This is a genomic window from uncultured Brachyspira sp., assembly GCF_910578695.1.
GTDB lineage: Bacteria > Spirochaetota > Brachyspiria > Brachyspirales > Brachyspiraceae > Brachyspira.
In genome coordinates, this window is record NZ_CAJTQJ010000005.1 from 96,272 (window position 1) to 122,729 (window position 26,458).

Below are 26,458 nucleotides of genomic sequence, written 5' to 3' on the forward strand. Positions count from 1 at the left end.
AATAGTATTATAATGCTATTTTGACAAATAACTTTAAAATTATTGGTTTTTATTTATGGATTATATAATATCTACTACTTTATATCTGCTTAAAGGAACATATATAACTTTATCTCTCTACTTTGTAACAGCGATATTTTCAATTCCATTATCTATGATTTTTGCAGCTTTGCAGTTTAGTTCTCCTAAGTTCATAAGGTATATTTTTGATATATATGCTTGGATATTCAGAGGCACTCCGTTAATACTTCAGTTAATATTTTTTTATTACGGACTTCCTCTTATAACTAATAATATGATAGCTTTTCCTGCATTTACATCTGCGGTAATAACTTTTGTCCTTAATTATTCAGCTTATCTTATGGAGATATTCAGAGCGGGTATTGAAAGTATAGAGAAAGGGCAGTATGAGGCAGGTTTTGCACTTAATTTAAATTATAGGCAGATTATGACTAGAATAATTCTTCCTCAGGCTGTGAGAAGAGTTCTTCCTCCTCTTTCTAATGAAGCTATTAATTTGGTTAAAGATACTGCTTTGGTTATAGTTCTAGGCATAGGAGATTTGATGCTTCATGCAAGGCAGATACTTACAAGAGATTATAAACTTCTTCCTTTTTTAATAGCGGCTATCATATATTTATTATTTACTTCTGTTCTTGTATTGGTATTCAGGCAATTGGAGAAAAAATATGTTATCAGAAACTAATTTAAAAGTTGTAAACATAAAAAAAAATTATAAAGGCACTTCAGCTATAAACGGCGTATCATTTACAGTAAATAAAGGAGATATACTTTCTATTATAGGTCCTTCAGGAGCTGGAAAAAGTTCTCTTTTAAGAAATATTATACAGATAGAGGAGCCTGATTACGGAGAGGTTTATATAGATAATGAAGTTTTATTCTGTAAAAGGGAAGGAGAAAAGTCTCTTAATATTTTGCATTCTGATTTTATGAAACGTAAAGAAAAGATAGGTATGATATTTCAGCATTTTAATTTATTTCCTCATAAAACAGCATTAGAAAATATTATAGAAGCTCCTATTATAGTAAAAAAGCATAATAGAGATGAGGCTGTAGAAGAAGCATTAAAATTACTTGATAGTGTAGGACTTAAGCATAAAAAAGACAGTTATCCTAATGAATTATCAGGCGGACAGAAGCAGAGAGTTGCAATTGCCAGAGCTTTAGCTATGAAGCCTGAGATTTTACTTTGCGATGAGCCTACTTCTGCATTGGACCCTGAGCTGATAGGAGAAGTTCTTACCGTATTAAAAGAACTTGCTAAAGAAAAAATGACTATGATTATAGTAAGTCATGAAATGAGCTTTGTTTATGAATTATCTACTAATGTAGCATTTATGGACGAAGGTAAAATTACTGCAATAGATACCTCTCATAATTTTTTTAATAATCAAAGCAATATCAGAATTAAAGATTTTTTAAATAAGATATTTCATAAGTAAAAAGTTATTATAATTAGTTTAATTTTTTTATTATTATGCTGTTAATATTGACATTTTTTTTAATAGTAATACAATATATAGTAATTAAAAAAATTATTAGTGCTTATTTTATGAACAGCAAAGTTTTTTTATTATAAAGTTATGCATTAATAAAATTTAATTAAATTACAGAAATATTTTCAGATTATCTGCAAAATATTTAAGGAGAAAATTATGAAACATATATTAACATTTTTATTATTAATAGCTTCAGTATTTATTATAAACTGCGGAGGTGATAATACAAAAAACGCCTCTTCTGAAAATGATAATTCATTGCAGAAAGTAAAAGATTCAGGAAAATTAATATTAGGATTAGATGATACTTTTGCTCCTATGGGATTTAGAGACGAAAACGGGGATGTAGTAGGTTTTGATATAGATTTGGCAAGAGAAGTTTCAAGCAGATTAGGAGTTGAATTAGAAATAAAGCCTGTAGAATGGTCAAGCTCAATATTAAGTTTAAATAAAGGCGATATTGATGTTCTTTGGAACGGAGTTACTATAAATGATGCTAGAAAACAGCAGATTAATTTTTCAAAGCCTTATCTTAATAATAGGCTTATTATTGTAAAGGCTGTAGATGATGATTCAATAAATTCTAAAGATGATTTGGCAGGAAAAATTTTAGGTGTTCAGGTTGGAAGTAATGATGAAGCTTTAACTGCAGACCCTTCAAGTAAAAATGCCAAAGAAATTAGAAGATATGATGTTAATGTAAATGCATTTTTAGATTTGCAGGCTAAAAGAATAGATGCTGTTATTATAGATGAGGTTGCAGCTCAGTATTATATATCTGATAAAAAAGCACCTTTTATAGTTGTAGAAAATGCTCCTTTAACAGAGGAATTATACGGTATAGGATTTAGAAAATCTGATGCTGAGCTTTTAGCTGAAATTGATAGAATATTAGATGAAATGAAAGCTGACGGCAAAGCTGCAGAGATTTCAGAAAAATGGTTTTCTAAAGATATTGTTTTGAAATAATTTATATTGTTTTATAAATAAATTATTTTTATCTAATAATAATTTATTTAAAGCTTATATATAATTTAAATAATATTTTGTTTATGAAAAAGGGAGTATATATTATAATATGCTCCCTTTTATGTATATATATATTTCAATTTTTTAAATAAATACTGTCTAATATATATTTAAGTTTCATAGATTCTATTTGTCCTGGTGCAGATGAGCGTTTTGCCGATGCGAATGTAAGTACTGAACCGAATATTCTAGTTATAACTCCAATATCTCCCATAGATATTGCTATTATAGGAAAATTTTTAATTTCGCTTGAAGCATCTAATAAGGTAATAACATCTTTTTTATTTTTAGGCATATATGCTACTTTTGCTATATCGCATTTTAATTTTATCATTCTTCTTATTCTTGATACTATTTCTTTTTTTGAAGGTGTTTTATTAAAATCATGATTAGATATTATAGTTTTTATATTGTTTGAATTTGATAATTTTATCAGCTTTTTTAAATCAGGTTCTTTTATAGTTAATAATTCTAAATCTATCAATTCAAAGCATTTATTTTCTATGATGTTTTCATATAAACTTATAATATTTTCATTATATTTAATATTACCGCCTTCCTTTATGCTTCTTAAAGTAAATAGTATAGGCTTATTTGCTATCTTTTTAATTTCTTTTGAAAATGATATTATATCTTCAAAATTATTATTATATTTTGATATATTATCTATAAAAAAATCTGCCCTCCATTCCATAATATCAACAGGGAGTCTGCTTATTTCTTTTATATATTTGATTATATCTTTTTCATTTTTTTCAACTATAGGTATGCATATTTTAGGAATCTCATTACCCAATTTAATATTTTTAATTTTTACTATATTTTTTTCCATATCTAATTTCCTTAATCATACGCTTTTTATAGTAATTTTATTATTTAAATACAATATTTTTTATATGTTCTATCGGCATTTTTTCATTAGTCCAAAGTTCAAAAGCCAAAGCACCCTGATATAATAACATACCCATTCCATTTATTATTCTGCATCCTTCTCTTTCTGCTATTTTTAGAAGTTTAGTTTTTGCAGGGCTGTATATACAGTCGCTTACTATAAGATCTTTTCTAAAAAAAGTTTTATCTTCTATTAAAGAAATATCTTCTTTCATTCCTACACTTGTAGCATTAATTAATATACAGCTGTTTTCTATTTTTGCTTTCAATGTTTTTTTATCTTCCAAAGAGTATAAAGTTATAGAACAATTAGTTTTATCTGCAATATTATCTATAATTTTTTTCTGCTCATTCCAATTAGTATCTCTTTTAAATACATATATCTCTTTTGCCTTGTATAATGCAGCCTGAGATATTATAGCAATTGAAGCTCCTCCTGTGCCTAGTATTATAATATTTTTATCTTTAATAAATATCTGTTCATTTTCCAATGATTTTATAAAACCTTCTCCGTCAGTACTATGTCCTGTAAGTATTCCGTTATCATTAACTATTGTATTTACGCTTTGAGTAAGTTCTGCTGATTTTGAAATTTTATCCAAATACTTTATAACCTCTTTTTTATTAGGCATTGATATATTAACGCCTCTCATATTAAGAGTTTTTACAGCATTTACAGCATCTTTCAAATTATTTTTATCGACTTCAAAAGATAAATAAGCATAATTTAGATTTAGTTTATTGAAAGCTTCATTATGCATAATAGGAGATATGCTATGTTTTGACGGCGAGGCAAATAATCCTATTAATGTAGTTTTTGAATTTATTGTCATATTTATAAAACCCTATCATTATAATTTTAGTAATAATATTATAATTTTTAATATTGTCAAATATAGATTATAAATAAAAAATAGTATATAAACTGCTTGATATTTTAACAAAAATTATTATAATTAACATAATATAAAAAGTAAAAAAATATTTATATATATAAAACAAGAAAGGAGAATCGATATATGGAAAAAAAGATTATCAAAACGCATAAAGCTCCGAAAACTATAGGACCTTATTCTCAGGCAGTAAAAAGCGGTAATTTCATTTTTGCTTCAGGACAGATACCTTTAGACCCTGTAAGCGGAGATATGGAAGAAAATGATATCAAAAAACAAACAGAAAGAGTAATGGAAAATATTAAAGGTCTTTTAGAATCAGAAAATTTAACTATGTCTAATATTATTAAAACTACTTGTTTTTTAACTGATATGAGTAATTTTGCTGCTTTCAATGAAGTATATGCTTCTTATTTCCAAGAAAATCCTCCTGCAAGAAGTACAGTTGCTGTTAAATCTTTGCCTAAAGATGCTTTGGTAGAAGTTGAAATAACTGCTGTTATAAACTAATTATATTAATAATTAAAGGAGAGTTATGAGAGGCTATATATCATATTTTATAAAAGGAATGGCTATAGGTATTGCCAATGCCATACCCGGAGTATCAGGCGGCACTATAGCTTTTGTGCTTGGAATATATGAAAAATTAACTTATGCTATATCTATTTTGCCTAATGCATTAATAAAATTAAAATGGGACGATATTAAAGAAAGTCTTAAAATACTAATTCCCGTTGCTTTGGGAGCTATCATTTCTATAGTTTTATTTTTAAAACTTATTAATTATACATTTACTTATTACCCTATACCTACAAGAATATTTTTTGTAGGACTTATATTAGGTTCTTTTCCATTTATAACTAAAACAGTGGAAGAGTTTAATTTTAAAGTTTTTACAGCATTTTTTATAGGTGCTTTTATTATGGCTGTATTTGTATATTTTGATATAAATAAGCCTATAGGAGAAACAACTTATTCGGGCGGTTTTTCTATAATTTACGGCATTAAGCTCTTTTTATGCGGCATAGCTGCTGCTGTGGCTATGGTTATACCTGGAATATCAGGTTCTTTGCTTCTGCTTATACTTGGAGAATATGAAAATATATCATACTTCATATCTTCATTTTTGGATACTTTTAATTTTCAGCTCTTAATGCCTTTAGTATTTTTAGGACTTGGTATTATTATAGGAATATTTACAATATCAAAACTTGTAACAATACTCATTAAAAAATATAAATCTGTTTTATTCGGCTTTGTTTTAGGTATTATAATAGTATCATTTTTGAGTTTATGGCCCAATATATCATCTTTAAGTATTTCTATGCTTGCTTCTACTGTTATATCTATGTGTGCAGGTTTCTTAGCTGCTATAGCTATGGAAAAAATATAATTAAAAATATAATTATAAGCTGAATTTTTTCAGCTTTTTTTATTTTTTAATCATATTATTAATATCATTTAGTTTATTAAATTTTATATATATCATTTCCGAAAATGAAAGCAGTATGTAGAGGATAATTGTATGAATAAAATAACAAATAAGAAAAATGGTATTTATTTAATATTTGCATTTATAAGCATAATATTTTTTTATGTATCAATTAATGCTTTATATACACAAACTAACTATTATGATGAAGATTTTATAAATAATCTACCTAATGCTGAAAGATTTGTATCAAAAATGAGAGTTTCATATTCAGACACTAATAATAATGTATTATTGATACAATGGGAAGGAATAAGAGATGATAATTTAATGTATTATGTTTATAGAAGTAAAAGCCCTATAATAGGCAAATCATCTTTCAGCAGTTCTTCTTCTGCTACTGCTATTGTAGATTATATAAAAGCAACTAATACTTCTAAAACATACACTGTATATGACAGCCCTATAATTGGTTCTAAATATTACTATGCTGTAGTTTCATATATAGATGATTTGAGTTTTTATAACGGCAAAGAAAATATTGACACTTCTTCTGTATTATTTAATGGAGCAGATAACATAAGCAGTATAAATTATAATACAAATAATAATTTGAATTATGTAACTAATTCTTTTACAGTAACTAATACCTATTCATTAACAAATATATATACCGTTACTAATACTTATTCATTTACAAATACATATACTATTACTAATACATATTCATTAACTAATAATAATATAAAAAACAGTAATTCTAACGGCAGTAATTCTATTAATAATTATTATAGTAATTATAAAAGTCAGTATAATAGAGCATTGGCAGAGTTTAAAATGAGGAATTATTCTCGGGCAGCCTCTATATTAGAACCTGTATCGAGAAGAAATATTAATAGAGCTTTATACTATGATATTAATATGCTTCTTGGAAAATGTTATAAATATATGGGGCAAAAGAAAAATTCATTAGATGTTTTTAATCGTATAAAATCTTATAATACGCAGGAAGTTAATTTCTGGATTAATCAAGTTTTAAGCGATTTATAATTTGGAGTTATATATATTTATGAAAACTTATGCAGCCGTTTTGGCATCAGTTATTACTATAGTAGCAATATTAGGCGGTGTATTTATCACTAAGGTGTCGGTATTATCATCTCCTGAAAGGTATTTTCAAAAGGGAAAAAGAAGTTATGAGATAGAGAATTATCAGGAGGCTATTAATAATTTAAATGAATACCTGTCTATAGAAAGCAGAACAAGACCTATTAATAATATAGCAGAATCATATTTTATGGTTGCAGATTCTCTAAAGAAATTAAAAAAATATACTTTAGCTAAAGAAAGACTTGCTGATATTATTAATAATACAAATTTTGCACCATATTCTGTAAATGCTGTTTTGGCTTATGCTGATATATCCAGATTAGAAAATAATGCTGATCCTTATATAATGTCAAAACTGCAGGAAAATTTAAAAGCATCAAATTCAAATACAGCTTCAAGAATAAATATACAATATGGATATCAGTTATTTCTGCAAAAGAAATACGGAGAGGCATTGAGCTATTTTTTAAGATATGACGGAGAATTAGCAGTACTTGGAAGGGCAAGAGTTTATTTTAATATGGGCGAGTATGACAGAGCTTTTGAAACTTATGAGGATTTTTTAAAATATAATAAAACAAGTATATATTATGATGAAGTTGTAAGAACATATTTAATACAGGTTCCTGCAATGGCTCATAAAACTTTTGTAGAAACTAATTATATAAAATCAAGAATGTATTATACTAAAATAGCTGAATTATTTCCTAGAACAGAGCATGCAGAAAATGCTTTATTTAGAATAGCACAGTCTTATTATAATGAAAAAAACTATAATAGAGCATTGGATTATTATAATAGAGTAAGACTTAATAATGTTTATACTTTAGATGCTGAAGCTTTGCTTTATATAGGATTATCATATTTTAAAGTTGGAAGATATTCAGACTCTTATAAGGCTTTAGATAATTTCATATCAGAATACCCTGCTAATCCTAATGCAGCAAGGGCTAGAGAGTATATGCAGTCCTTACATGAAACACTGCTTGCTATTAATTAATTTATATATTATTCCGAGCTTATTTATATATTTGTCAGCGAATATTCTGCTTATCTTTTTTTGCAGTTATTTTTTCAAATAATACTAATATCCAAAATCTAATATAATTAAAATATAAAAATATTCTGAATATATTTTTTTTAAGAAAGAAACTTTCGTCTTTATCTTTATTTAGTATTTCCATACTAGGGGGCTTAATTTTACCTGCAAAGCTGTCTAAAGGCTTTTTAAAAGGTATGCAGAATTTAATTTCTAAATTATGCTTATTATTATTAAACCAATGCAAAGATTTTTTTAGTCCCATATGTATCAAAAATACATCAGGTTCTATTTTTTTAAATCCTATGAAAGCTTTATATAATTCTTCTTTGTTTTTAGTATTTTTATAGCTTCCCGCCATATATATTTCAGGATAAATCTTTCTAATTTTTTCTGAAATAGTAAAAAAGTATTTTTCTTCATCTCCGAATAAAAATACAGACATATTTTTATTTTCTATATAATCTAATATATTTGAAAATAAAATAAATTCATTAATATAGCTAATTTCTTCTTTATGAATAAATTTATATGCTTTGGCTATAGACGGGTGTGCTGCAATTACTAAAGAAGCATTATTTACTATTTCTTTTAATTTTTTATTGTATTTTATTTTCAGTAATTGATGCACATCCAAAGATATTATTAATATATTCTTTCCATATTTAAGATAATCAAGTATTTCTTCAATATCGGCTTTGAAATTATCTATTCTTATTCCTAAAATGGATTTATTTTCTATCATAATAAAATTATAGCCTTTTTATTTTTATATAGCAAGAGTTCTGCATAATGCCAAATCTATAGGGTCAACTTTAGGTACTTTTTTAACTGCATCAGTTAAAGGAGTATAAGTATATTCGCCTTTCCAAATACCTACCGCTACATTTTTCTTTCCTTCCAATAAAGCCTTAACTGCAATATAACCGAATCTTGCAGCCATTAAACGCTCTCTTGAAGTAGGAGAACCGCCCCTTTGCATATGCCCCAATATAGTAACACGGGTATCAAAACCTGTTTTACCTTCAATTTGTTTAGCAACTTCCATAGCTCCGCCTGATTCATCTCCTTCGGCTACTACTATTATAGAAGATTTTTTACCTCTTTTTTTGGCAATTTGTAATTCTTCTACTATTTTATCAATATCTGTAACAGTTTCAGGTATTAATATATCCTCAGCTCCTGAAGCTATGCCCACTTCTAAAGCAATATATCCTGCATGTCTTCCCATAACCTCTACAACAAAACATCTTCCATGACTTGTAGCAGTGTCTCTCAATTTATCTATAGCATCCATTGCTACATTAACAGCAGTATCATAGCCTATAGTATAATCAGTACCGAATATATCATTATCTATAGTACCCGGTATTGCAACTATAGGGTATTGAGGATGATTATTATGAAAATCCAAAGCCCCTTTATATGTTCCGTCACCGCCTATTACTATTAAGGCATCTATTTCATGATATTTCATATTGTCAGCAGCTTTTTTCATACCTTCTTTAGTTTGAAATTCGGGCGATCTTGCAGAAAATAATATTGTACCCCCATGATTAATTATACCGCCTACGCTTCCAGCTGTCATTTGATATATATTATTATACATAAGCCCTTGATATCCCTCTTTTATAGCCATTACCTCAAGTCCGTTAGCTATTGCTGTTCTAGCTACGCTTCTTATGGCAGGGTTCATTCCAGAGGCATCTCCGCCGCTTGTTAATACACCGATTCTTTTTATATCAGCCATATTAAAATAACTCCTTTATTCTTTAAAATAATATTGGATTTTTTTTATTATATAATGTATATATTATATAATAATAATAAAAGAATTGATATATAAAAAATAAAAAAAATATGATTGAAAATAAAGAATATACAGAAATTATAAATATAATAGCAAATCAAAGATGGGATAAGCTTAAATATTTGCTTTATGAAATGCATGCCGCTGAGATAGTAGATATTATAAGAATACTGAATAATGACAGAGATAAGAGTATAGTTTTCAGGCTTTTATCAAGGGAAGCAGCAGCTTATGTGTTTTCTGAACTTGAGGCTGAAGAACAGGAAAAGCTTATTGTATCTATGAATGATAATGAATTAAAAGAGCTTATTCACGAGATGAGTCCTGATGATAGAACTTCTCTTTTTGAAGAAATACCTGCAGATATTACAAAAAAGATTTTCTCTTTAATGGGAGAGCAGGATTTAAATATTACAAGGCAGTTATTAGGGTATCCTGAAGATAGTATAGGGCGTATAATGACTCCTGAGTATATAGATGTAGAGCCTTATTATACTGTTAAGCAGACTTTAGAATATATCAGAAAATACGGAAAAGATTCTGAAACTTTTGAGGTTATATATGTTGTTAATAAAGAAGAAACTCTAATAGGGTATATTTTATTAAAGGATTTATTATTTGCAAATCAAGATGATAAAATAGAAAATCTTATGTATACAGATATAATATATTTATCAGTATATTCAGACCAAGAAGAGGCGGTTAGGATAGGAAGAAAATATGATTTGCTTTATATACCTGTTGTGGATTCAAAAAATGCTTTGATTGGTATTGTCACCATAGATGATATATTTGATATTGCAGAAGAAGAGGATACTGAAGACTTTCATAAATTGGGTGCTATAAGTATAGATGATGATTTTGACAGCAATATAAAACAGGCTAATCCTTTTACGCTTTATAAGAGAAGGATATCTTGGCTTTTTATATTGGTATTTGTAAATATTGTATCAGGATATGTTATAGGAATATTTGAAGATACTATAAGCAGATATGTTTCTCTGATATTTTTTTTGCCTTTATTGATAGATAGTGCAGGAAATGCAGGGGCTCAGTCTTCTACTCTTATAATAAGAAGCTTATCTGTGGGGGATGTAAAAAAAAGCGACTGGCTTTTTATGCTTGGAAAAGAGATACTTATTTCTACGGTATTGGGTATAACTATGAGTGCTGCTGTATCATTAATTGCTGTTTTTAGAGGCGGATTAATGATAGCATTGGTTGTATCTCTTTCTATGATATTGGTTGTTATTATAGGAAGTTTAATAGGGCTTTCTCTTCCTTTTTTATTTGTGAAGTTTAAAAAGGATCCTACTACAAGCAGTGTGCCTCTTGTTGCTTCTATATGCGATATCAGCGGTACGGCAGTATATTTATTATTGGCGGCTGTTATACTTGGTAAATTTACTAAATAAAAAACAATAAAATGGGTTTTTATTAAAAAAATAATGCATATAATATTATTTATAAGCATACTTTTTTATATTTGTATAGTTAATAAATATTAATACATTTAGTTTTTATTAAAATAATACCTGCAATCTGTTTTTTATATTATCGATTATTAATTATCAGTTATTTCACTATATTTATAATAAAAATATTATTTTTTATTATTGATAATAAAAAAATTTGGAAAAATTATGAAAAATGTTATATTTTATATATATGGGGTTTTAGAAAATATGAATGATGCTAAATATAATAGAGTTACAATAGTATGCGGACATTATGGTTCAGGCAAAACAACTTTTTCTATTAATTATAGTATCTATATTAGAAATTTTACAGATAAAGATATTTATATTGCTGATTTAGATGTAGTAAATCCTTATTTCAGGTCTAGGGAGCATTCTCTATATTTAAAGGATAAGGATATAAAAGTTATAGGGAGCTATCTTCCTCAGTCCGGTTCTGATATACCTGCAGTATCTGCAGAGGTTTATTCGATTTTTAGCAGAAAAGATATTATCGGAATAGTTGATATGGGAGGCAATTCTGCAGGAAGTTTATCTTTTGCAACTTTCCATAATAATGTAGATATCAATGAAACAGATGTTTTTTTCGTTTTTAATGCTAATAGAAAAGAGAACTCTGATTTTGAATCTGCTTTGGGACATTTGATTGATATTGAAGCGGCACTTGGATTAAAAATTACTGCTATAGTGAATAATACTCATTTGATGGATTATACTACTTTAGATGATATAAAAAAAGGAGAGATAATAGCTAATAAGTTATCGAAAGAAAAAAATATACCGATAAAATTTACATGTATTGATAGTAAATTTTATAGTAAAAACACTGAAATACATAGTCAATATGAACTGTTTTTAATTGATTATGATATTAAAAAAACTATGGGAAATATTATATAACTGCTTTATGAATTACAGAAATGCCAGATTATATGAGATAGCCTCTATGTTATCGCCTAGTGTATATGAAACTATGTTTTATAGTCAGTATCAGGGACGCTCTGATAAAGATGCAATTATTCTTGATGATGAAACTTTTGAAAGATGCTATATACATGATAATGTTTATAAAAATTTTTTATTTTCAAATTCTGTAAGGCTTGGTAAAAGTGCTGATTATATATATGCTAATCAAATGCATAATTCTGTTATAGAGAATATGGAAATAAAAAAAAATGATATTATTATGAAAATAAATGATGTTACTTTAAATAATTTAGCTAAAAGTTTAATAGAAATGAAGTCTATAAATGTTAAGTTAGAAACTTTTTATATTGATTTTATATTTAAAGATATAAATTACTATGCTAATAATTATATAGATGAAAATGAAAAGTTAATACCAATAGATGAAAGTCCTATAAACTCTATATATTGTCAGGATCAATTAATTTTTTTAAATGATAAGCATATAGATATAGTTATTTCTCATAAGTCTCATACCAATAAATTAAGATATCTTGTAATAAACAGCAGTAATATTGAAGTTATAGAATCTGCAAAACAATTGTGGAAAAATACTTTTAAAAATGATTTTTCTATGCTTTATGAGTATTTTATAAATATTAGAAAATCTAATAATTTAATAATGGAATGGGGCGTATATAAGAATATAATAACAGGATATGAAAAGTTTATGTCTGATTTTATGGATTTAGATGATTTTTGAGTTTTGACTATATGTTTTTATTAATTGTTTTATTACACGAAAGATATTAAAAGTTATGAAAGATATTAAAAATTTACTTATACATTCTTCTAATTGGCTCGGCGATATAATTATGTCTATGCCTGCAATCTATCTTATAAAAGAGAAATACAAAGATATAAAAATTACTGTGATGGTAAAAAAATCTATGATGGGTATTTTTACAGCAGGAGATTTAGCAGATGATTGTATAGAATTAACAAATTTTCCAGATTTAAGAAAATACAATTTTGATGCCGCTTTGATTTTTCCTAATTCATTTGAAAGTGCTTTTAGGGTATTCGGTCATGGTATAAAAATGCGTATAGGATATAAAGCTGATTATAGAAGTTTTATGCTTACAAATGCTGTTGATAGAAAACAAGTAAGGTGGATTCATACTTCTGATTATTATATTAATTTGCTTAAATCTATTGGAATAAATGAAAAAAGACCTTCGTTTAAACTTAAAATAAAAGACGAAATATTAAATAAGGCAAAAGAATACTTAAATAATATTAATCCCAATAATAAAAAAATATTTGCCTATGGTATAGGTGCAACTAACAGCTTCGGTAAAATTTGGAAAGAGGAGAATTTTGCTGAAACTATCAATTATTTACAAAATAAATATGATGCTTTGACTTTATTTATTACTACTCCTAATGAAAAATATATATCTGATAAAATATCTGCAATGCTTTTAAAAGAACCTATAATACCATATATGTCTTTGGATATGATAGCTGCAATTCTCAGTTTATGCGATGGATTTATAGGAAATGATTCTGGGGCTATGCATGTAGCTTCTATAGTGGGCATACCTACTTTAGCTTTATATTTTGCAACATTTGCCTATCAAAATTCGCCAATAGGAATTAATAGCCATATAATAGAAAAAAAGCCTGATAATCCTGCCTGTATATGCGGCGGTAAAAAATGTAAATTAAAAACATTTGAATGCAGAGAAATAATAAATCCTCAGGAAGTTATAAAGAAGTTTGAAGGAATTATAAATGTATTATGATGTTAGTTTAATTATAGTGGCATACAATGAAGAAAAATATCTTCCTATACTGCTTGATTCTATAAAAAAACAAAAGACTGATATAAAGATGGAAATTATATTAATAGATGATGCTTCCACAGATAATACAGTAAATATAGCAGAACAATGTAATAGTACAATGGGGGGGGGGTATATACGAATACTTCATAATGATAGGAAGTCTGATGTTCAATATATGAGAAATACAGGACTTAAGGAGGCTTTAGGCAAAGTTATAATATTTTTTGATACAGATGTAGCAATATCCGATACTTTTATTGAAAATATGGTAAGACCTATTATAGATGGGAAAGCTGATGCTACACTTTGTAAAACTTATGCTGTTTTAGAGGCTTTTTATGATGTGCTGCCTGAAAAATATTCTAAAAGTTATGTTAATTTTATAAAACATTGTCCTAGATTTATGATGAAGCGTTTTCCTGTGCAGTTTGTTCCTTGGATAGCAAGATGGTTCAAGATGATGAAAGATAATAAAAAAATTATTAGTATATGGAATGTACCTAATAGAGCCCACACTACAGGAATAGCTGTAAAAACAGAGATAGCCAGAAAAACAGGCGGCTGGAAAGTGAGAATAGGCGACGGAGATGATGCTCAGTATTCAAATGATGTATGCGATGCTAGTAATAAAGTGTTATGGGTAGGAAAATGCATATTATTTATATCGAGAAGAAGAGTTTTTCCTACAGATAACGGCTGGATTACAGATATATTATTTAAACCTATTAAAAAATGGTATAGAAATAAAGTCAGAAAGAAAAATGATAATGATTATACTAAAAGTATAAGATGATATTATCTAATATGAAATTTAGCTATATTCTGCTTTCCGTCTATTAAAGTATTTTTTATCCAAGAACTATTATCATTCATAGGAATCCATCTTCTTTCTTCAACTCTGTAATGCCAATCTTTATCTTCCTGATAATATATCTGTATATTATTTCCTTCGTGTATATTCAGTATTTCATTATCATGATAATTAACTTCGTCATAATCGGTACAGGATTTCTGTCCCATTTCCGAATAGTATTCATTTAATGACATTAAAGACTCATTTAATTTATCATCCATTTCTTTTACATTAAGCCCTAATTTTTTAGCCTCTCTTATAGTAATAGGATAATTATGAGAAGGATAAGCTGAATTAAGAGAATTTGATATTTCGTCTATTAATTTCTGATCTTCCATATGATATGATAGAATATCTTTGCATAGTTTTATTGAAAGACTTGAAGCTCTATCAACTGCCCCTAAAACTAGAGGATGTATATATTTGTATATATGTTCATAAGGATTATTATCATTGTCTTTTGACTGTTCTTTCCATAACTTTATAACTCTTGCCAATTCGTCCTGACTTACATATACAAGACTATTATCTTTATTTACAGGCGATAATTCATGCTGTAAAGATGTATCAACTGCTGTTATAAAGGCTAAAGGACCCATTTGTATTTCATCTGCTCCTAAACACAGCATAGTAGCAGCACTTGCAGCTTCTAAAGGCAGCAATGCTATAACCTTTTTGCATGACTGTCTAAGCAGATGTACTATTCTTAAAGATGCCTGTCCGCTTCCTCCCGAACTTTTTATAAAGAAATATATTTTATCGCATTTTCCTATATGTTTAAGTATATCAGACAGTACAATAACATCATTCTGACATACGCTTCCGCCGTTTGAGTTCCAATATGCAAGCATAGGTGCATCAAGCTGTTTTTGTATTTTATTAATAATTTCCTGAGTTTTAGAAAATAGTACAGGCGGTTTTATAGTTTTAGTTTGCGATTTCTTGTATTCCATAGTACAGACCTCTTTTTAATTTACATAATTACATTTTTTCATTATATTCTACATTAATAATAGATAATGTCAAATAATGATTTATTTTTTAATTAAATTTGCTTGACAAATTAGCAAAATTAGTGTATAAAAGTTATATTATTATGCTTATTAATTAGTACAAGGAGTGCAATAAATTATGAAAAAGTTATTCGTAGTATTAGCTTCCATTTTTATCGCTGCATCTGCTTACGGTTTAACAAACTCAACTTTGATTGATTTTGCTTTAACAGGCAATGCTGATAACTTACAAGCTGGAGAAGGTGATGAAAATGAAATAGTTCCAGTTGCAGAAAATCTTTATAATGATAACTGGGTAGTATGGTTGAACGAATCTGCTAGATTAACAGAGAATCGCAGAAATTCTTATGTTACTAATGTAGATAGTAAAGGTAATGATGGTGCTTGGGAAGCAGGTAAAGTTCTTGGTGTAAGAGTACATTTCCCATTAGCAGCTTGGAACAGTTATGCTTTAGTAAAACCAGTATATGAACTTGAAATGTATGGCGGTGCTGATGGTACTAAATATACAGAAGGTAAAGGTGTTATACATAATGTTGGAGAAATCAAGACTATTAGCTCTTGGGTTTACGGACGCAACTATTTAGTTGCATATTTTGTAAACTTACAGAATGAATTCGGCGAATTAAAATCTTATCCTATGGGTAATATCTATTTTAATGGCTGGAGACAAGTAAAATGGGAAAATAGAGAGTATTTACCTAATGTTAGAGACAGAGTACTTGTAAGAGAGCCTCTTTATCCTAGAATGATTCCTTCTGTTAAATTAGATTCTTTAGGTTTTTACAGAACTAAAGATACTAGAGGCGGAGATTTCATTACTTATGTTAAAGATATAACAATTGATTATGATGTAGTAGTTGTTGAGCCTGAAGAGGATATCGATGATGAAGGTACATGGCAGATTTTAAAAACTGAAAATGAAAGAAAACAAGCTATTGAGTCTGCTAGAATACGCGAACAAGCTGAATTAAGAGAGCTTGAGCAAAGAAGAATCGGTGACGGTACTGGTGATGAAGGTGCTGGTCAGGAACAAGCTCAATAAATAGTTAGTTTTTGGCAATAATATAGAAAAACTAATTAATAAATTAAGGGGAAGCTTATAAAGTTTCCCCTTTTTTATTGTATTTTTTATCATTTTAGAATATAATTTATTTGAAAACATTAAAAATATTTAAGGAGCTATTTATGAGATTAATGAAAAAACCTTTAATTGATAAAGATGATACTTTATATATTTGTATCGATGAACAAGCTAAATTGATACCTGCTGTTTATAATCCTGATGCTGTTATAAAAAATACAAATATACTTTTTAGGGCTGCTGATATGCATAATATACCTGTTTTAGCTACAGAACAATATCCTAAAGGTCTTGGGGCTACTGATGAAAGAATACAATTCCCTAAAAATTGCAAATTATTTGCTAAAGAGTATTTCAGCATATTTGGAGAAGAGGATTTTGTTAAAGAATTTAATTCAATCAATAGAAAAAATATTGTAGTTTTCGGTATAGAAACTCATGTATGTGTTTATTATAGTGTTGTGCATTTACTTGAAAACGGCTATAATGTATATGTTGCTGCAGATGCTTGTACTTCAAGAACAAAAGAAAGCAAAGATACAGCTTTAGAGCAGATGAGAAAACTTGGAGCTAATATTTTAACTACAGAAATGATATTATTCGGACATATAGAAAATTGTAAGGTTTCCTGCTTCAGAGATGTTAGTAAATTATTAAAAGACAATTAATATATTTTGGGAGAAATAAAATGGCTAGAAGAAAACTAATTGCTGGGAATTGGAAAATGAATAATTCTAATAAAGAAGCTTTAGAATTAGTTAACAGTTTAAAAGATTTGGTAAAAGATGTAAAAGACAGAGATATTATGATAGCCCCTGCATTTACCTGCTTAAGTGATGTTTATAATGCTGTTAAAGGAACTAATATTAAATTGGGTGCTCAGAATTTATATTTTGAAGAGAAAGGTGCTTTTACAGGACAGATTTCTGCTGATATGCTTTTATCTGTAGGATGCGAATATGTTATTATAGGGCATTCTGAATGCAGAGATATATTCGGCGAAAAAGATGAGCTTATAAATAAAAAGGTAAAAAGGGCATTAGATAAAAATCTTATTCCTGTTTTATGCGTTGGAGAACATTTAGAAGAAAGAGAAAAGGGAATTACTTCTGATATAGTAAGCAGTCAAACTAAAGAGGCATTCAAAGGATTAACTGAAACTGAGGCTAAAAAAGTTGTTATAGCTTATGAACCTGTTTGGGCTATAGGTACAGGTAAAACAGCTACCCCTCAGGATGCTGATGATGTACATAAAACTATTAGAGAAACTTTAAAGTCCGTATATAATGAGAGTGTTTCTGATAATGCAGTTATACTTTACGGCGGAAGTGTTAATGAAAAAAATGCTGATGATTTATTAAATATGCCTAATATAGACGGTGCTTTGGTGGGCGGGGCATCTTTAGTTTCTGACAAATTTGCAAGGATAGTTAATTATATAGCCAAATAATTTAATGATTATAAGGGTGGTGCTTTATAGTATTACCCTTGTTTTATTTTTTTATTAAATATATAATTTTCTTTCTTATATTTTGTTAAATAATTTTAAGAGTATAGAAATTTGAAAGTTTTTAGATATTTTTATATATTTATTTTTTTCAGCGGTATTTTATTTTCGCAGTCTCCGAAAATTTCTTGTAAGAATTTCTATATTTGCAGCGGCAATATAGGAGATTCAGAAATATCTATGTATTTGTATATAAACGGTAATAATATTACAGGTAAATATTATTATAAAACTATAAATCAGTTTATACATATAAAAGGAACTCTTTATCAAAATGAATTATATCTTGAAGAGAGAATTAATAATCGTATAACAGGATATTTTAAAGGATATCTTTCTGATGATTTTGTTTTTTCAGGACAGTGGTCTTCTTATGACAGTGATAATAAATATGATTTTAAATTCACAAATAATAAATCTTATCCTATAAATAATTTAGAAATAATAACATCATCATTAGAAACAGATTTTAATGATAAGAAATTTGAATCAAGTAAAGATGCTGTTATAATAAAAAATCAAAAAAATCTTGATAATTTAGATAAAATTTCAGTTGATGTTGATGGAATTCAATCTTTAAATCATGATAGAGTAGAATTTCTGCTTAATGATTCTGTTTCTCAGGAATATGATACTTGGAAAATTTCATCATACAGCGAAGATGATTTTTATATGAGAAAAGAGATTAATGTTTCATATTTAGATAATAATATAATATCTTTTTCTTTATATAATTATTCTTATACAGGCGGAATGCATGGAATATATAATACTGTATCTTCTATATATTTAATTTCAAGCGGGGAGAGAATAGGGCAGAATCTGTCTGAACTTATAGAAAATAAGAATGATATAGAATTAATTAATTTGATGAGAAGAAAATTACTTAGAAATTATACAGATAAAGATTTTTTTGATTTTTATTCTATAGAGTTAAGTAATATTTATGATATTACACCTTACGGCATAAAATTTATATGGCCCCTATACAAAATAGCAGGATATGCTCAGGGTATTATAGAAATTGATTTTACATATTTGGAGCTTAAGCCTTTTATAAAAAAAGATTCTAAATTTTATTATTTATTTGACAGATAGAATTATTAATGCAGGGATTTATTTATGAAAGATAATGATATACATCATATAATGAAAGAACTTATAAAGGTTACTAAAGAAATGCCTATGCCCGTTGTAACTGAAATAAAAATAATAAGTAATAGAGATGCTTATAAAATTTTAATATCTACTATGCTTTCTCTTAGAACTAAAGACCCTACAACCAGAGATGCTTCTATGAGATTATTTGAAAAAGCAGGAAATCCTAAAGATATGCTTAAACTCAAAGAAGATGAGATAGAAAAATTGATATATCCTGTTGGCTTTTATAAAGTTAAGGCAAAAAATATATTAGAAGTATCTAAGATGATACTAGATGATTTTGACGGTAAAGTACCTGATGAAATTGATGAGCTTTTAAAACTTAAAGGAGTTGGAAGGAAAGTTGCTAATTTGGTGGTAACTGAAGCTTTTGATAAAGACGGTATATGTGTTGATACGCATGTACATAGAATATCAAATAGATTTGGGTATGTTAATACAAAAAATCCTGAAGAAACCGAATTTGCATTGAGAGATAAGCTGCCTAAAGAATATTGGAAAGTTTATAATGATACTTTAGTTGTTTATGGGCAGAATCTATGCAAACCTATTTCGCCTTTATGTTCAAAATGCACAGTATCAAAGTACTGCGATTATTTCAAAAATGAATATAAAAAAAGCAGATAAATTAATTTATATAGTTTTTTTATATATTATTTTTGATAAAATATCTGTCTGAGATATTATTACTCCTAATAGTATAAAAACTACTCCTATAACAGCAAATATAGTTATGTTTTCATTTAATACTATTTTAGATGTTATTAAAGTTACTATAGGAATTAAATATATATAAGTATTATTTTTTACAGCTCCTAATATTCTAGTTGAATATGCCCAAAATATGAAGCATAATGTACATGCTATGAAAGATAAAAATAAAAAATTAATTAAATTTATAGGCTTTATATAATTATTTATATTAATATTAAAACCTGTAAAAAGCATTATAGGGAGCATAAAGATTATTCCGTATATAAATGTTTTCTTTGTTATTAATACAGCATTATATCCTAAATCTGATATTTTTTTTACAAGTACAGAGTATATGCCCCACATAACAGCAGCAAGCAAAGCGAACATATCGCCTATAGGATTTATTTTTAATATAAACTTTCCATTAAAAGTTATTACAGCAATTCCTATTATTGCAAATATAAATCCTATAAAGAAATTAGGTTTTAATTTTTCTTTTATTAAAAAATATGCAAATATTCCAGTAAATAATGGTCCTATAGCAACTAAAATACCTACATTTGAAGCTAGAGAATAATTTAATGCTATATTTTCAAATAAATAATAAAGCGTAATTCCGCTTAAGCCTGTTAAAGCAAAGAGTATTTCTTCTTTTTTTGAATATATTTTATTTTCTTTCGGATATATTATAAATAATAGTATAATCCCAAATAAAAATCTTGTAAAAAGTATTTCTATAGGAGAAAAATCTGTTAATAATATTTTCGTTGAAATAAAAGTAATGCCCCATATTAATATACTAAAAAATGAAGAGGCGTATGCTTTTATTATTTGAGATGTTTTTTTCATTTTTTTATTTTATTAGAAGAATCCATTATAATATTTCATCATCTTATATAATATTAATAGTATTTATATTTTTTTATTTTTATCAGCATAGTATAATAATAACATAGTTAAAATTAATATACAATAGTTTTTATTATCATAGCCCTATCTGTAAAAAGTTTATATTATATAAATAGTATAATGTTTAAAAATATAAAAAATAATTCAAAGCAGGTTAATTTTATGATAGATGATATTTTTATATGCGATGCTATAAAGACAGCAGAAATATATAAAAATAAAAATGAAATAATAAAAATATAGGAAACAATATTATGATAGATGATATTATTAATTCATATAATGCTAATTGCGATTTAAGAGATATAAATGTTTTATTAATCATACATATATTATAAAATAATATGACTGCTGAAAATAAAACATCAATATTAAAAGCTAAAATAAAAAAGAAACATCGTATTTATAAAAAAGAGAAATATGCTTATTTATATGGGAATGCTTTTATATATTCTAAAAAATATTATAAATATATTGTAATTATGGCTATGTATAAATATAAAGATTTAAGGCGTTATGAAGAGTATTTTAGGAAAATAAATATAAAAATAAGCAAAGCAAATATCCTTAATGAAATTAAAGATATTATGCATTCTGTAATTGATAAAAAGAACTGGAAAAATAATGGATTAGCTTAACAATATTAATAATGATATATGATATAAAATAGATGTCTTCAAATGTGTATATCGCATTTTATTATATACATTTAAAAAACAGTGTAAAGGAGGTGCTGACCGTGATTTTTATAAAAGCTTTATTTAAATGTGATAAATAAAGTGTTAAAAGACTTATGTTTTAATTGTTCTTAATCCAATTTATATTTAGCCCTGCTGTTTTGTTCTGATAACGGCAGGGTGCTTATAATTTTTTTATAAATATAAATAATAATAAAAGTTTATATTCTTTTTATATAGTATAGGCTTTAAATAAAGTCTTATTATATTTTAAGGTATAAACATGGCTTTAAAAAAGAATAGTAATAAATTAAAGACAGCAAATAATAATAAAATAATAATAAGCGAAGAAGAAGCTTTAATACTTACTAAGCAGGCTAACTACTTAAATATACTTGACTATATGAAAGAAGAAGAGCTTATTAAACAGATAGATTATGAAACAGAGAAAGAAAACTTTTTTAAGCAATGTTCAAAAACAAAAAGCAGTCATACAAAAAGACAGTATAAAAACGGACTTAAAAAGTTAGAAAAATATTGTCTCCATATAAATAAAAATATTTTATTTATAAAGCCGAGAGAAGCTGATGATTTTATAACAGAAGTTAATTCAAGCAAACTTTCTAATTTAAGTATACGTGCATTAGTTTCTTCAGTATCTTCTTTCTTTTCATTTTTAGAGCGAAGATATCCGTTTATGAAAAACCCTTTTCGAGGTACAAAACAGCGTCCGCCTGTGAAAAATAAGAAAAGGCTTGAAGTACCGACTAAAAAAGAAATAGAATTAATAATTAAAGATATAGCAGATACTCAAATAAAGATTGCTGTCATATTTATAATGGAATGCGGTGTACGTGTCGGTGCTTTAAGCAAACTTGAAATAAGAAAAAACGCATTAGATAATAATTATAAATATTATTCCTATTCAAAAGGCAAAGAGATAAGCTGGAAAATTACTGACAAAGTTATTAAATTGCTTAAACAAAATAAACTTAATATAGAATCTCCATTTAAAAATAAAAGTTCTGAAGTAATAAGGAATATTTTTTATAGGAGTTCAAAGCGTTTATATGAACAAGGTAAAATAAAAGCTGCCTACTCTATACATGATATCAGACATTATTTTGCTGTCGCTTTATACAAAAAAACTAAAGATATAGAACTTATCAGACAGGCATTAAATCATAGCTCTATAGCTATAACAGGGATATATTTGAGAAGTTTAGAAGCACAGTAGTATAAGTAAAGTGTTGCGATAATTCTATAATAAAAATATTAAGGATATATATATGCCAAGATGTGACTAGAAAGAGTGCTGGTAGGAAATTACAAGGTAATGAAAAAGCTGACATAAGAATTATGTTTAGACTTACTAAAGAAAATTATGATATGATTAATAGTTATGCTAAAAAATAAAGTTTGAGTGCTAGACAATATATAAGAGAGTTCACTATAAATAACCTTAAAAAATAAGCTATGAATGATACTCTCTTAGTTAAGGATACAACTATCAAATTGTAATATCATATTAATAAATATGATATTACAATTTTTATTAAAGATTTTCCTCTCTATTTAATTGTTCCTCTATTTGCATTTTAGTTTTTTGTATTAAATAAAAGTTATATGTAAAAAATATTATAAAATAAACTAAAATAAAAATAGAATCTATTTTTATAAATAAATACAATTTTTTAAACATATTAAGAAATTCTAATTTCGATACCATATATATTATTATTGATGTTACAAAATATGTAGATAAAGTCATTGATATATCATTTATATTATTTTTAAATTTATTTAAATATTTTTCATTTCTGATTCCTTTTAAGCTAAAACTGATTATTATGCTATACCCAACAGAAAATACTATTCCTATTACACTAAATAATGTATCTAAAATATTAATATCTATTATATTTTCATTTTTAAAAACAAATGAAAATAAACAAAATAATATAGATGATAATATGGATATTAATAGTAATGTAATTAAAAGTCTCAATAATATTTTTTTCATATTATAAATTATCTTTATTCTTTGTTACATAGTATAAAAAAGAATACATTTCTTGTCTTAATTCTTCCTCTGCTATTATATTATTTTTATTAGAAATTTTAACAATTTTATTAGCCTTATATTTATCTCCATCAATAATTTCTCCACTGGAAGTAATGATTTTAATATAATCATTTGGCACTGATTTTAATATTAATTTAGCATCATTTGGATGTTTTACAGTTAATATGATTCTTGCTTCTAAAATATCATCAATTTGATAATCTTCAAATGTATTAAATATTTTAAACAAGTCTTTTATTTGGTTCTTATTTGTTATATCTTTTGCTATATCTTTAGTAATATTTGATTTTTTACCTATAACAATTTTTTTTATAAAGTCTTCTTCTTTTTTATTTTGTAAATATTTTACAACACTATCTATACTATATTCTTTCTCATATATTTGATTGACTAAAAAATTAATATAAGTTTCAAAAGAATCTAAACTATGTCTTAACCCTAATATTACATGATTATTATTTAAACAAAAATAATATCTATTTATGATAAAGCCTTCTATGTTATTTCTTTTATTTTCTTTTGATTCTATAGATTCATAAGGAATCATATTCTCTTTAAGTTGTTCTTTTAAAATGCTTCTTGCTATACCTTTTTTCATTCTTAGGATACAACCAAATATATGATTAGTTTGTATCTTATACCAACTTATAAAATCTACTTCATCAGTTGAATCAATTCTACCAACTGGCATCATTCTTTCTTCAAGTGTTATACCAATATTATTTAGATATTCTTCTATATCATCTTTTAGTTTTGAGGTATCTGATAAATGGTTTAATAGCTCTACAGAATAAGCTTTCAATGTAATTTCTTTTTTAGACATATAAAACTCTTTCATTAAAAGTTAATGTAATAAAATTATAATTATTACGATAACATAAATTATCGCAACACCTATATTTAATAAATTATATATTTAATTCTTTCAGCACAGCATTTCTAATATACTGAGATACACTAACATTATTCTCTTTTGCTTTTTCTTTTATTAGCAGTTGTTCTTTTTCGCTAACACGCATATATAATTTAATATCAAGTCTATCTTCTGTTATTTTTTTTCTTCCTGCACCTTTACGAGCACCGCCTGTATTTGCTCTGGCACCACCTCTATTATCTTTTTTCTTTACTTCCATTTAATTTTCCTTTCTTAGATAAATAAGATTATTAGTATTGTTATATTGAAACATAATGTAATAATAGAAATTATAGCACTTATTGTTGATAGCATACTTGACACCTTATATAATTTGTATATAATAGTAAATATGGAAGTTCAGGAGTCAAGCCTCATACTTGACCCCCTTTCATAATCAATTAAAGTTTTAATCTTTAATTGATTTAACTACGATTATAATAGCAGATACTAAATTAATAACCGCAGTTATGAAAGTTAGAACTTCCATTTTTACCTCCTTGATTTAAGGATAAAATTATTATATTATTTCTGATGATTTTGTCAATACTTTTCTACAAAAAATGATTTTTTTAATTTTTTTATCTATATAAAATTATAACTGATTTATATTTGCTTTGCTGGGGGAGGTGAGTAAAATCTCTGCAGGCTTTCAATCGATGCAACGAGTGGGGGAGTCTTCTGTGCATGGCGATGATTTTTTTATTAGGGGGTATTAATATTATTTTTCTAATTCCTTAATTTTATTTTCCAATTCATCAATTCTTTTGATTTTGTTTTCTAATTCTAATACTCTTTTCTCTAATTTCTGCATTTCACTGTCTTTCTTTTCATACTCTTTTTTACAAGCCTGCACAAAACCTCCGAATGTCGAATTAGAATAATTTAGAGGATCTGCCTTACTATTTTTTACCATCTTAACAATCCATCTATATATATCCTGACTAAAATTAATTGACACATTATATCCAATAAATTACATATTTGAATGTTCGTTTATATTTTATTATTAAATATAATTGTTGGAATTATTGAAAAAACTGAAAAAAATGTCCTTGAGTAATTATTGCAAGTATTGGAAATATTGATACAGCAGAGATTCTAACTATATTTTTTCTATTATTATCTTTCATTATAATTATCAATATACTCAAAATAATTATCAATATACTCAAATAAAAATATAAATAGTAATAAATTAAATATTAAATATAAATTAGGATTCCAAAAATTCACAGATGACATTATCAAATACCGATTAACTAATAATAATGCTGGTATTATAGATGTCAAAAAATAACCAAATTTTTTATAAATATAAATAAAAAAATATGTAATAATTAAGTTAAATATTAAATTGATTATCCTAGTATTAAGTAAATTATAGTCTGATATCTTATAGAATATAGAATAAAGTATAAAATATATAATAATCCCCTAATAGTTGTAAGTTCATTATTAACAACTTGATTTACTATAAATCTAGCAGATATAGTAGGACATTTTCCGCTTTCATACCATTTCTTCATATCATAAAAGTGCTGATACATATCTGTTCTTAATAAATCTTTTGGGGCTGTCCTAGATAACTAAAAAAGCTC

Annotated in this window: 31 protein-coding genes; 20 read left to right on the plus strand and 11 right to left on the minus strand. The window is 26.4% G+C overall.

Annotation, left to right across the window (positions count from 1 at the left end):
* Window positions 1-55: 55 nt before the first annotated feature.
* The 3 genes from QZ288_RS03000 to QZ288_RS03010 all read left to right on the plus strand — a co-directional run bounded on the left by QZ288_RS03000 (window position 56) and on the right by QZ288_RS03010 (window position 2,489).
* Window positions 56-706, plus strand: a complete 651-nt coding sequence (locus QZ288_RS03000; protein ID WP_295154804.1) for an amino acid ABC transporter permease — start codon at window positions 56-58, stop codon at window positions 704-706.
* The gene (locus QZ288_RS03005) at window positions 690-1,463 is read left to right on the plus strand and encodes an amino acid ABC transporter ATP-binding protein (protein ID WP_295154806.1); all 774 of its coding nucleotides are present in this window, start codon (window positions 690-692) and stop codon (window positions 1,461-1,463) included. Before QZ288_RS03000 ends, QZ288_RS03005 begins: the two co-directional genes overlap by 17 nt.
* A gap of 213 nt (window positions 1,464-1,676) precedes the next feature.
* Window positions 1,677-2,489: an amino acid ABC transporter substrate-binding protein gene (locus QZ288_RS03010; protein WP_295154808.1), complete on the plus strand. Its 813-nt coding sequence runs from the start codon at window positions 1,677-1,679 to the stop codon at window positions 2,487-2,489.
* A gap of 136 nt (window positions 2,490-2,625) precedes the next feature.
* Here the strand turns inward: QZ288_RS03010 and aroD are convergent, their stop codons facing one another.
* Both aroD and aroE read right to left on the minus strand, forming a co-directional pair.
* The gene (gene aroD, locus QZ288_RS03015) at window positions 2,626-3,381 is read right to left on the minus strand and encodes a type I 3-dehydroquinate dehydratase (RefSeq protein ID WP_295154810.1); all 756 of its coding nucleotides are present in this window, start codon (window positions 3,379-3,381) and stop codon (window positions 2,626-2,628) included.
* A gap of 40 nt (window positions 3,382-3,421) precedes the next feature.
* Window positions 3,422-4,273 carry a shikimate dehydrogenase gene (gene aroE, locus QZ288_RS03020; RefSeq protein ID WP_295154812.1) on the minus strand — a complete coding sequence of 284 codons (852 nt, stop codon included), beginning with the start codon at window positions 4,271-4,273 and terminating at the stop codon, window positions 3,422-3,424.
* Between the two features lie 186 nt (window positions 4,274-4,459).
* Between aroE and QZ288_RS03025 the strand changes: the two genes are divergently transcribed.
* The 4 genes from QZ288_RS03025 (at window position 4,460) to QZ288_RS03040 (ending at window position 7,875) form a co-directional block, all read left to right on the plus strand.
* A complete protein-coding gene (locus QZ288_RS03025; RefSeq protein WP_295154814.1) occupies window positions 4,460-4,843 on the plus strand; it encodes a RidA family protein in 384 nt (127 codons plus the stop codon).
* A 25-nt stretch (window positions 4,844-4,868) separates the two neighbouring features.
* Complete coding sequence (locus tag QZ288_RS03030; protein WP_295154816.1) at window positions 4,869-5,726, plus strand: DUF368 domain-containing protein; 858 nt, start codon at window positions 4,869-4,871, stop codon at window positions 5,724-5,726.
* Window positions 5,727-5,858: 132 nt separating this feature from the next.
* Window positions 5,859-6,815 (plus strand): hypothetical protein, encoded by a 957-nt coding sequence (locus tag QZ288_RS03035; protein WP_295154818.1) that lies wholly within the window; start codon window positions 5,859-5,861, stop codon window positions 6,813-6,815.
* 19 nt (window positions 6,816-6,834) lie between these two features.
* Window positions 6,835-7,875 carry a tetratricopeptide repeat protein gene (locus tag QZ288_RS03040; RefSeq protein ID WP_295154820.1) on the plus strand — a complete coding sequence of 347 codons (1,041 nt, stop codon included), beginning with the start codon at window positions 6,835-6,837 and terminating at the stop codon, window positions 7,873-7,875.
* Window positions 7,876-7,909: 34 nt separating this feature from the next.
* Here QZ288_RS03040 and QZ288_RS03045 read toward each other — a convergent pair whose 3' ends face one another.
* Window positions 7,910-8,659, minus strand: coding sequence for a WecB/TagA/CpsF family glycosyltransferase (locus tag QZ288_RS03045; RefSeq protein ID WP_295154822.1), 750 nt, complete (start codon window positions 8,657-8,659; stop codon window positions 7,910-7,912).
* A 24-nt stretch (window positions 8,660-8,683) separates the two neighbouring features.
* A complete protein-coding gene (gene pfkA / locus QZ288_RS03050) occupies window positions 8,684-9,664 on the minus strand; it encodes a 6-phosphofructokinase (protein ID WP_295154824.1) in 981 nt (326 codons plus the stop codon).
* Window positions 9,665-9,774: 110 nt separating this feature from the next.
* On the opposite strand from pfkA, the gene mgtE reads away from it, so the two are divergent.
* From mgtE to QZ288_RS03075, 5 genes are all read left to right on the plus strand, one after another.
* Window positions 9,775-11,139, plus strand: a complete 1,365-nt coding sequence (mgtE, locus tag QZ288_RS03055; protein ID WP_295154826.1) for a magnesium transporter — start codon at window positions 9,775-9,777, stop codon at window positions 11,137-11,139.
* A gap of 270 nt (window positions 11,140-11,409) precedes the next feature.
* A complete protein-coding gene (locus QZ288_RS03060; RefSeq protein WP_365970301.1) occupies window positions 11,410-12,102 on the plus strand; it encodes an ATP/GTP-binding protein in 693 nt (230 codons plus the stop codon).
* Between the two features lie 7 nt (window positions 12,103-12,109).
* The gene (locus QZ288_RS03065; protein ID WP_295154830.1) at window positions 12,110-12,871 is read left to right on the plus strand and encodes a hypothetical protein; all 762 of its coding nucleotides are present in this window, start codon (window positions 12,110-12,112) and stop codon (window positions 12,869-12,871) included.
* A 55-nt stretch (window positions 12,872-12,926) separates the two neighbouring features.
* Entirely contained in the window at window positions 12,927-13,916 is a 990-nt protein-coding gene (locus tag QZ288_RS03070) for a glycosyltransferase family 9 protein (protein ID WP_295154832.1), read from the plus strand.
* On the plus strand, window positions 13,906-14,751 hold the full coding sequence (locus tag QZ288_RS03075; RefSeq protein WP_295154834.1) for a glycosyltransferase family 2 protein: 846 nt from the start codon (window positions 13,906-13,908) through the stop codon (window positions 14,749-14,751). Before QZ288_RS03070 ends, QZ288_RS03075 begins: the two co-directional genes overlap by 11 nt.
* A gap of 2 nt (window positions 14,752-14,753) precedes the next feature.
* Here the strand turns inward: QZ288_RS03075 and QZ288_RS03080 are convergent, their stop codons facing one another.
* Complete coding sequence (locus QZ288_RS03080; protein WP_295154836.1) at window positions 14,754-15,764, minus strand: hypothetical protein; 1,011 nt, start codon at window positions 15,762-15,764, stop codon at window positions 14,754-14,756.
* Window positions 15,765-15,942: 178 nt separating this feature from the next.
* Here QZ288_RS03080 and QZ288_RS03085 point away from each other — a divergent pair, with 178 nt between their 5' ends.
* From QZ288_RS03085 to nth, 5 genes are all read left to right on the plus strand, one after another.
* Window positions 15,943-16,869 (plus strand): flagellar filament outer layer protein FlaA, encoded by a 927-nt coding sequence (locus QZ288_RS03085; RefSeq protein ID WP_295154838.1) that lies wholly within the window; start codon window positions 15,943-15,945, stop codon window positions 16,867-16,869.
* A 143-nt stretch (window positions 16,870-17,012) separates the two neighbouring features.
* Window positions 17,013-17,576, plus strand: coding sequence for an isochorismatase family protein (locus QZ288_RS03090; protein WP_295154840.1), 564 nt, complete (start codon window positions 17,013-17,015; stop codon window positions 17,574-17,576).
* Between the two features lie 20 nt (window positions 17,577-17,596).
* The gene (tpiA, locus tag QZ288_RS03095) at window positions 17,597-18,358 is read left to right on the plus strand and encodes a triose-phosphate isomerase (protein WP_295154841.1); all 762 of its coding nucleotides are present in this window, start codon (window positions 17,597-17,599) and stop codon (window positions 18,356-18,358) included.
* A 237-nt stretch (window positions 18,359-18,595) separates the two neighbouring features.
* On the plus strand, window positions 18,596-19,513 hold the full coding sequence (locus QZ288_RS03100; protein ID WP_295154843.1) for a DUF4163 domain-containing protein: 918 nt from the start codon (window positions 18,596-18,598) through the stop codon (window positions 19,511-19,513).
* Window positions 19,514-19,537: 24 nt separating this feature from the next.
* The gene (nth, locus tag QZ288_RS03105; protein ID WP_295154845.1) at window positions 19,538-20,203 is read left to right on the plus strand and encodes an endonuclease III; all 666 of its coding nucleotides are present in this window, start codon (window positions 19,538-19,540) and stop codon (window positions 20,201-20,203) included.
* A 6-nt stretch (window positions 20,204-20,209) separates the two neighbouring features.
* Here the strand turns inward: nth and QZ288_RS03110 are convergent, their stop codons facing one another.
* Window positions 20,210-21,121 carry a DMT family transporter gene (locus QZ288_RS03110; protein ID WP_295154847.1) on the minus strand — a complete coding sequence of 304 codons (912 nt, stop codon included), beginning with the start codon at window positions 21,119-21,121 and terminating at the stop codon, window positions 20,210-20,212.
* Between the two features lie 180 nt (window positions 21,122-21,301).
* On the opposite strand from QZ288_RS03110, the gene QZ288_RS03115 reads away from it, so the two are divergent.
* The 3 genes from QZ288_RS03115 (at window position 21,302) to QZ288_RS03125 (ending at window position 23,095) form a co-directional block, all read left to right on the plus strand.
* Window positions 21,302-21,424 (plus strand): hypothetical protein, encoded by a 123-nt coding sequence (locus QZ288_RS03115; protein ID WP_295154848.1) that lies wholly within the window; start codon window positions 21,302-21,304, stop codon window positions 21,422-21,424.
* Window positions 21,425-21,525: 101 nt separating this feature from the next.
* Complete coding sequence (locus QZ288_RS03120) at window positions 21,526-21,819, plus strand: hypothetical protein (RefSeq protein WP_295154850.1); 294 nt, start codon at window positions 21,526-21,528, stop codon at window positions 21,817-21,819.
* Between the two features lie 322 nt (window positions 21,820-22,141).
* Window positions 22,142-23,095, plus strand: coding sequence for a tyrosine-type recombinase/integrase (locus QZ288_RS03125; protein ID WP_295154852.1), 954 nt, complete (start codon window positions 22,142-22,144; stop codon window positions 23,093-23,095).
* Window positions 23,096-23,413: 318 nt separating this feature from the next.
* Here the strand turns inward: QZ288_RS03125 and QZ288_RS03130 are convergent, their stop codons facing one another.
* The 5 genes from QZ288_RS03130 to QZ288_RS03150 all read right to left on the minus strand — a co-directional run bounded on the left by QZ288_RS03130 (window position 23,414) and on the right by QZ288_RS03150 (window position 26,386).
* Window positions 23,414-23,881, minus strand: coding sequence for a hypothetical protein (locus tag QZ288_RS03130; RefSeq protein ID WP_295154854.1), 468 nt, complete (start codon window positions 23,879-23,881; stop codon window positions 23,414-23,416).
* Between the two features lies 1 nt (window position 23,882).
* Window positions 23,883-24,767: a hypothetical protein gene (locus QZ288_RS03135; RefSeq protein ID WP_295154856.1), complete on the minus strand. Its 885-nt coding sequence runs from the start codon at window positions 24,765-24,767 to the stop codon at window positions 23,883-23,885.
* 85 nt (window positions 24,768-24,852) lie between these two features.
* Window positions 24,853-25,077 carry a DUF6290 family protein gene (locus QZ288_RS03140; RefSeq protein ID WP_295154858.1) on the minus strand — a complete coding sequence of 75 codons (225 nt, stop codon included), beginning with the start codon at window positions 25,075-25,077 and terminating at the stop codon, window positions 24,853-24,855.
* Window positions 25,078-25,578: 501 nt separating this feature from the next.
* Window positions 25,579-25,818, minus strand: coding sequence for a hypothetical protein (locus QZ288_RS03145; protein WP_295154860.1), 240 nt, complete (start codon window positions 25,816-25,818; stop codon window positions 25,579-25,581).
* 400 nt (window positions 25,819-26,218) lie between these two features.
* The gene (locus tag QZ288_RS03150; protein WP_295154862.1) at window positions 26,219-26,386 is read right to left on the minus strand and encodes a hypothetical protein; all 168 of its coding nucleotides are present in this window, start codon (window positions 26,384-26,386) and stop codon (window positions 26,219-26,221) included.
* Window positions 26,387-26,458: the final 72 nt, after the last annotated feature.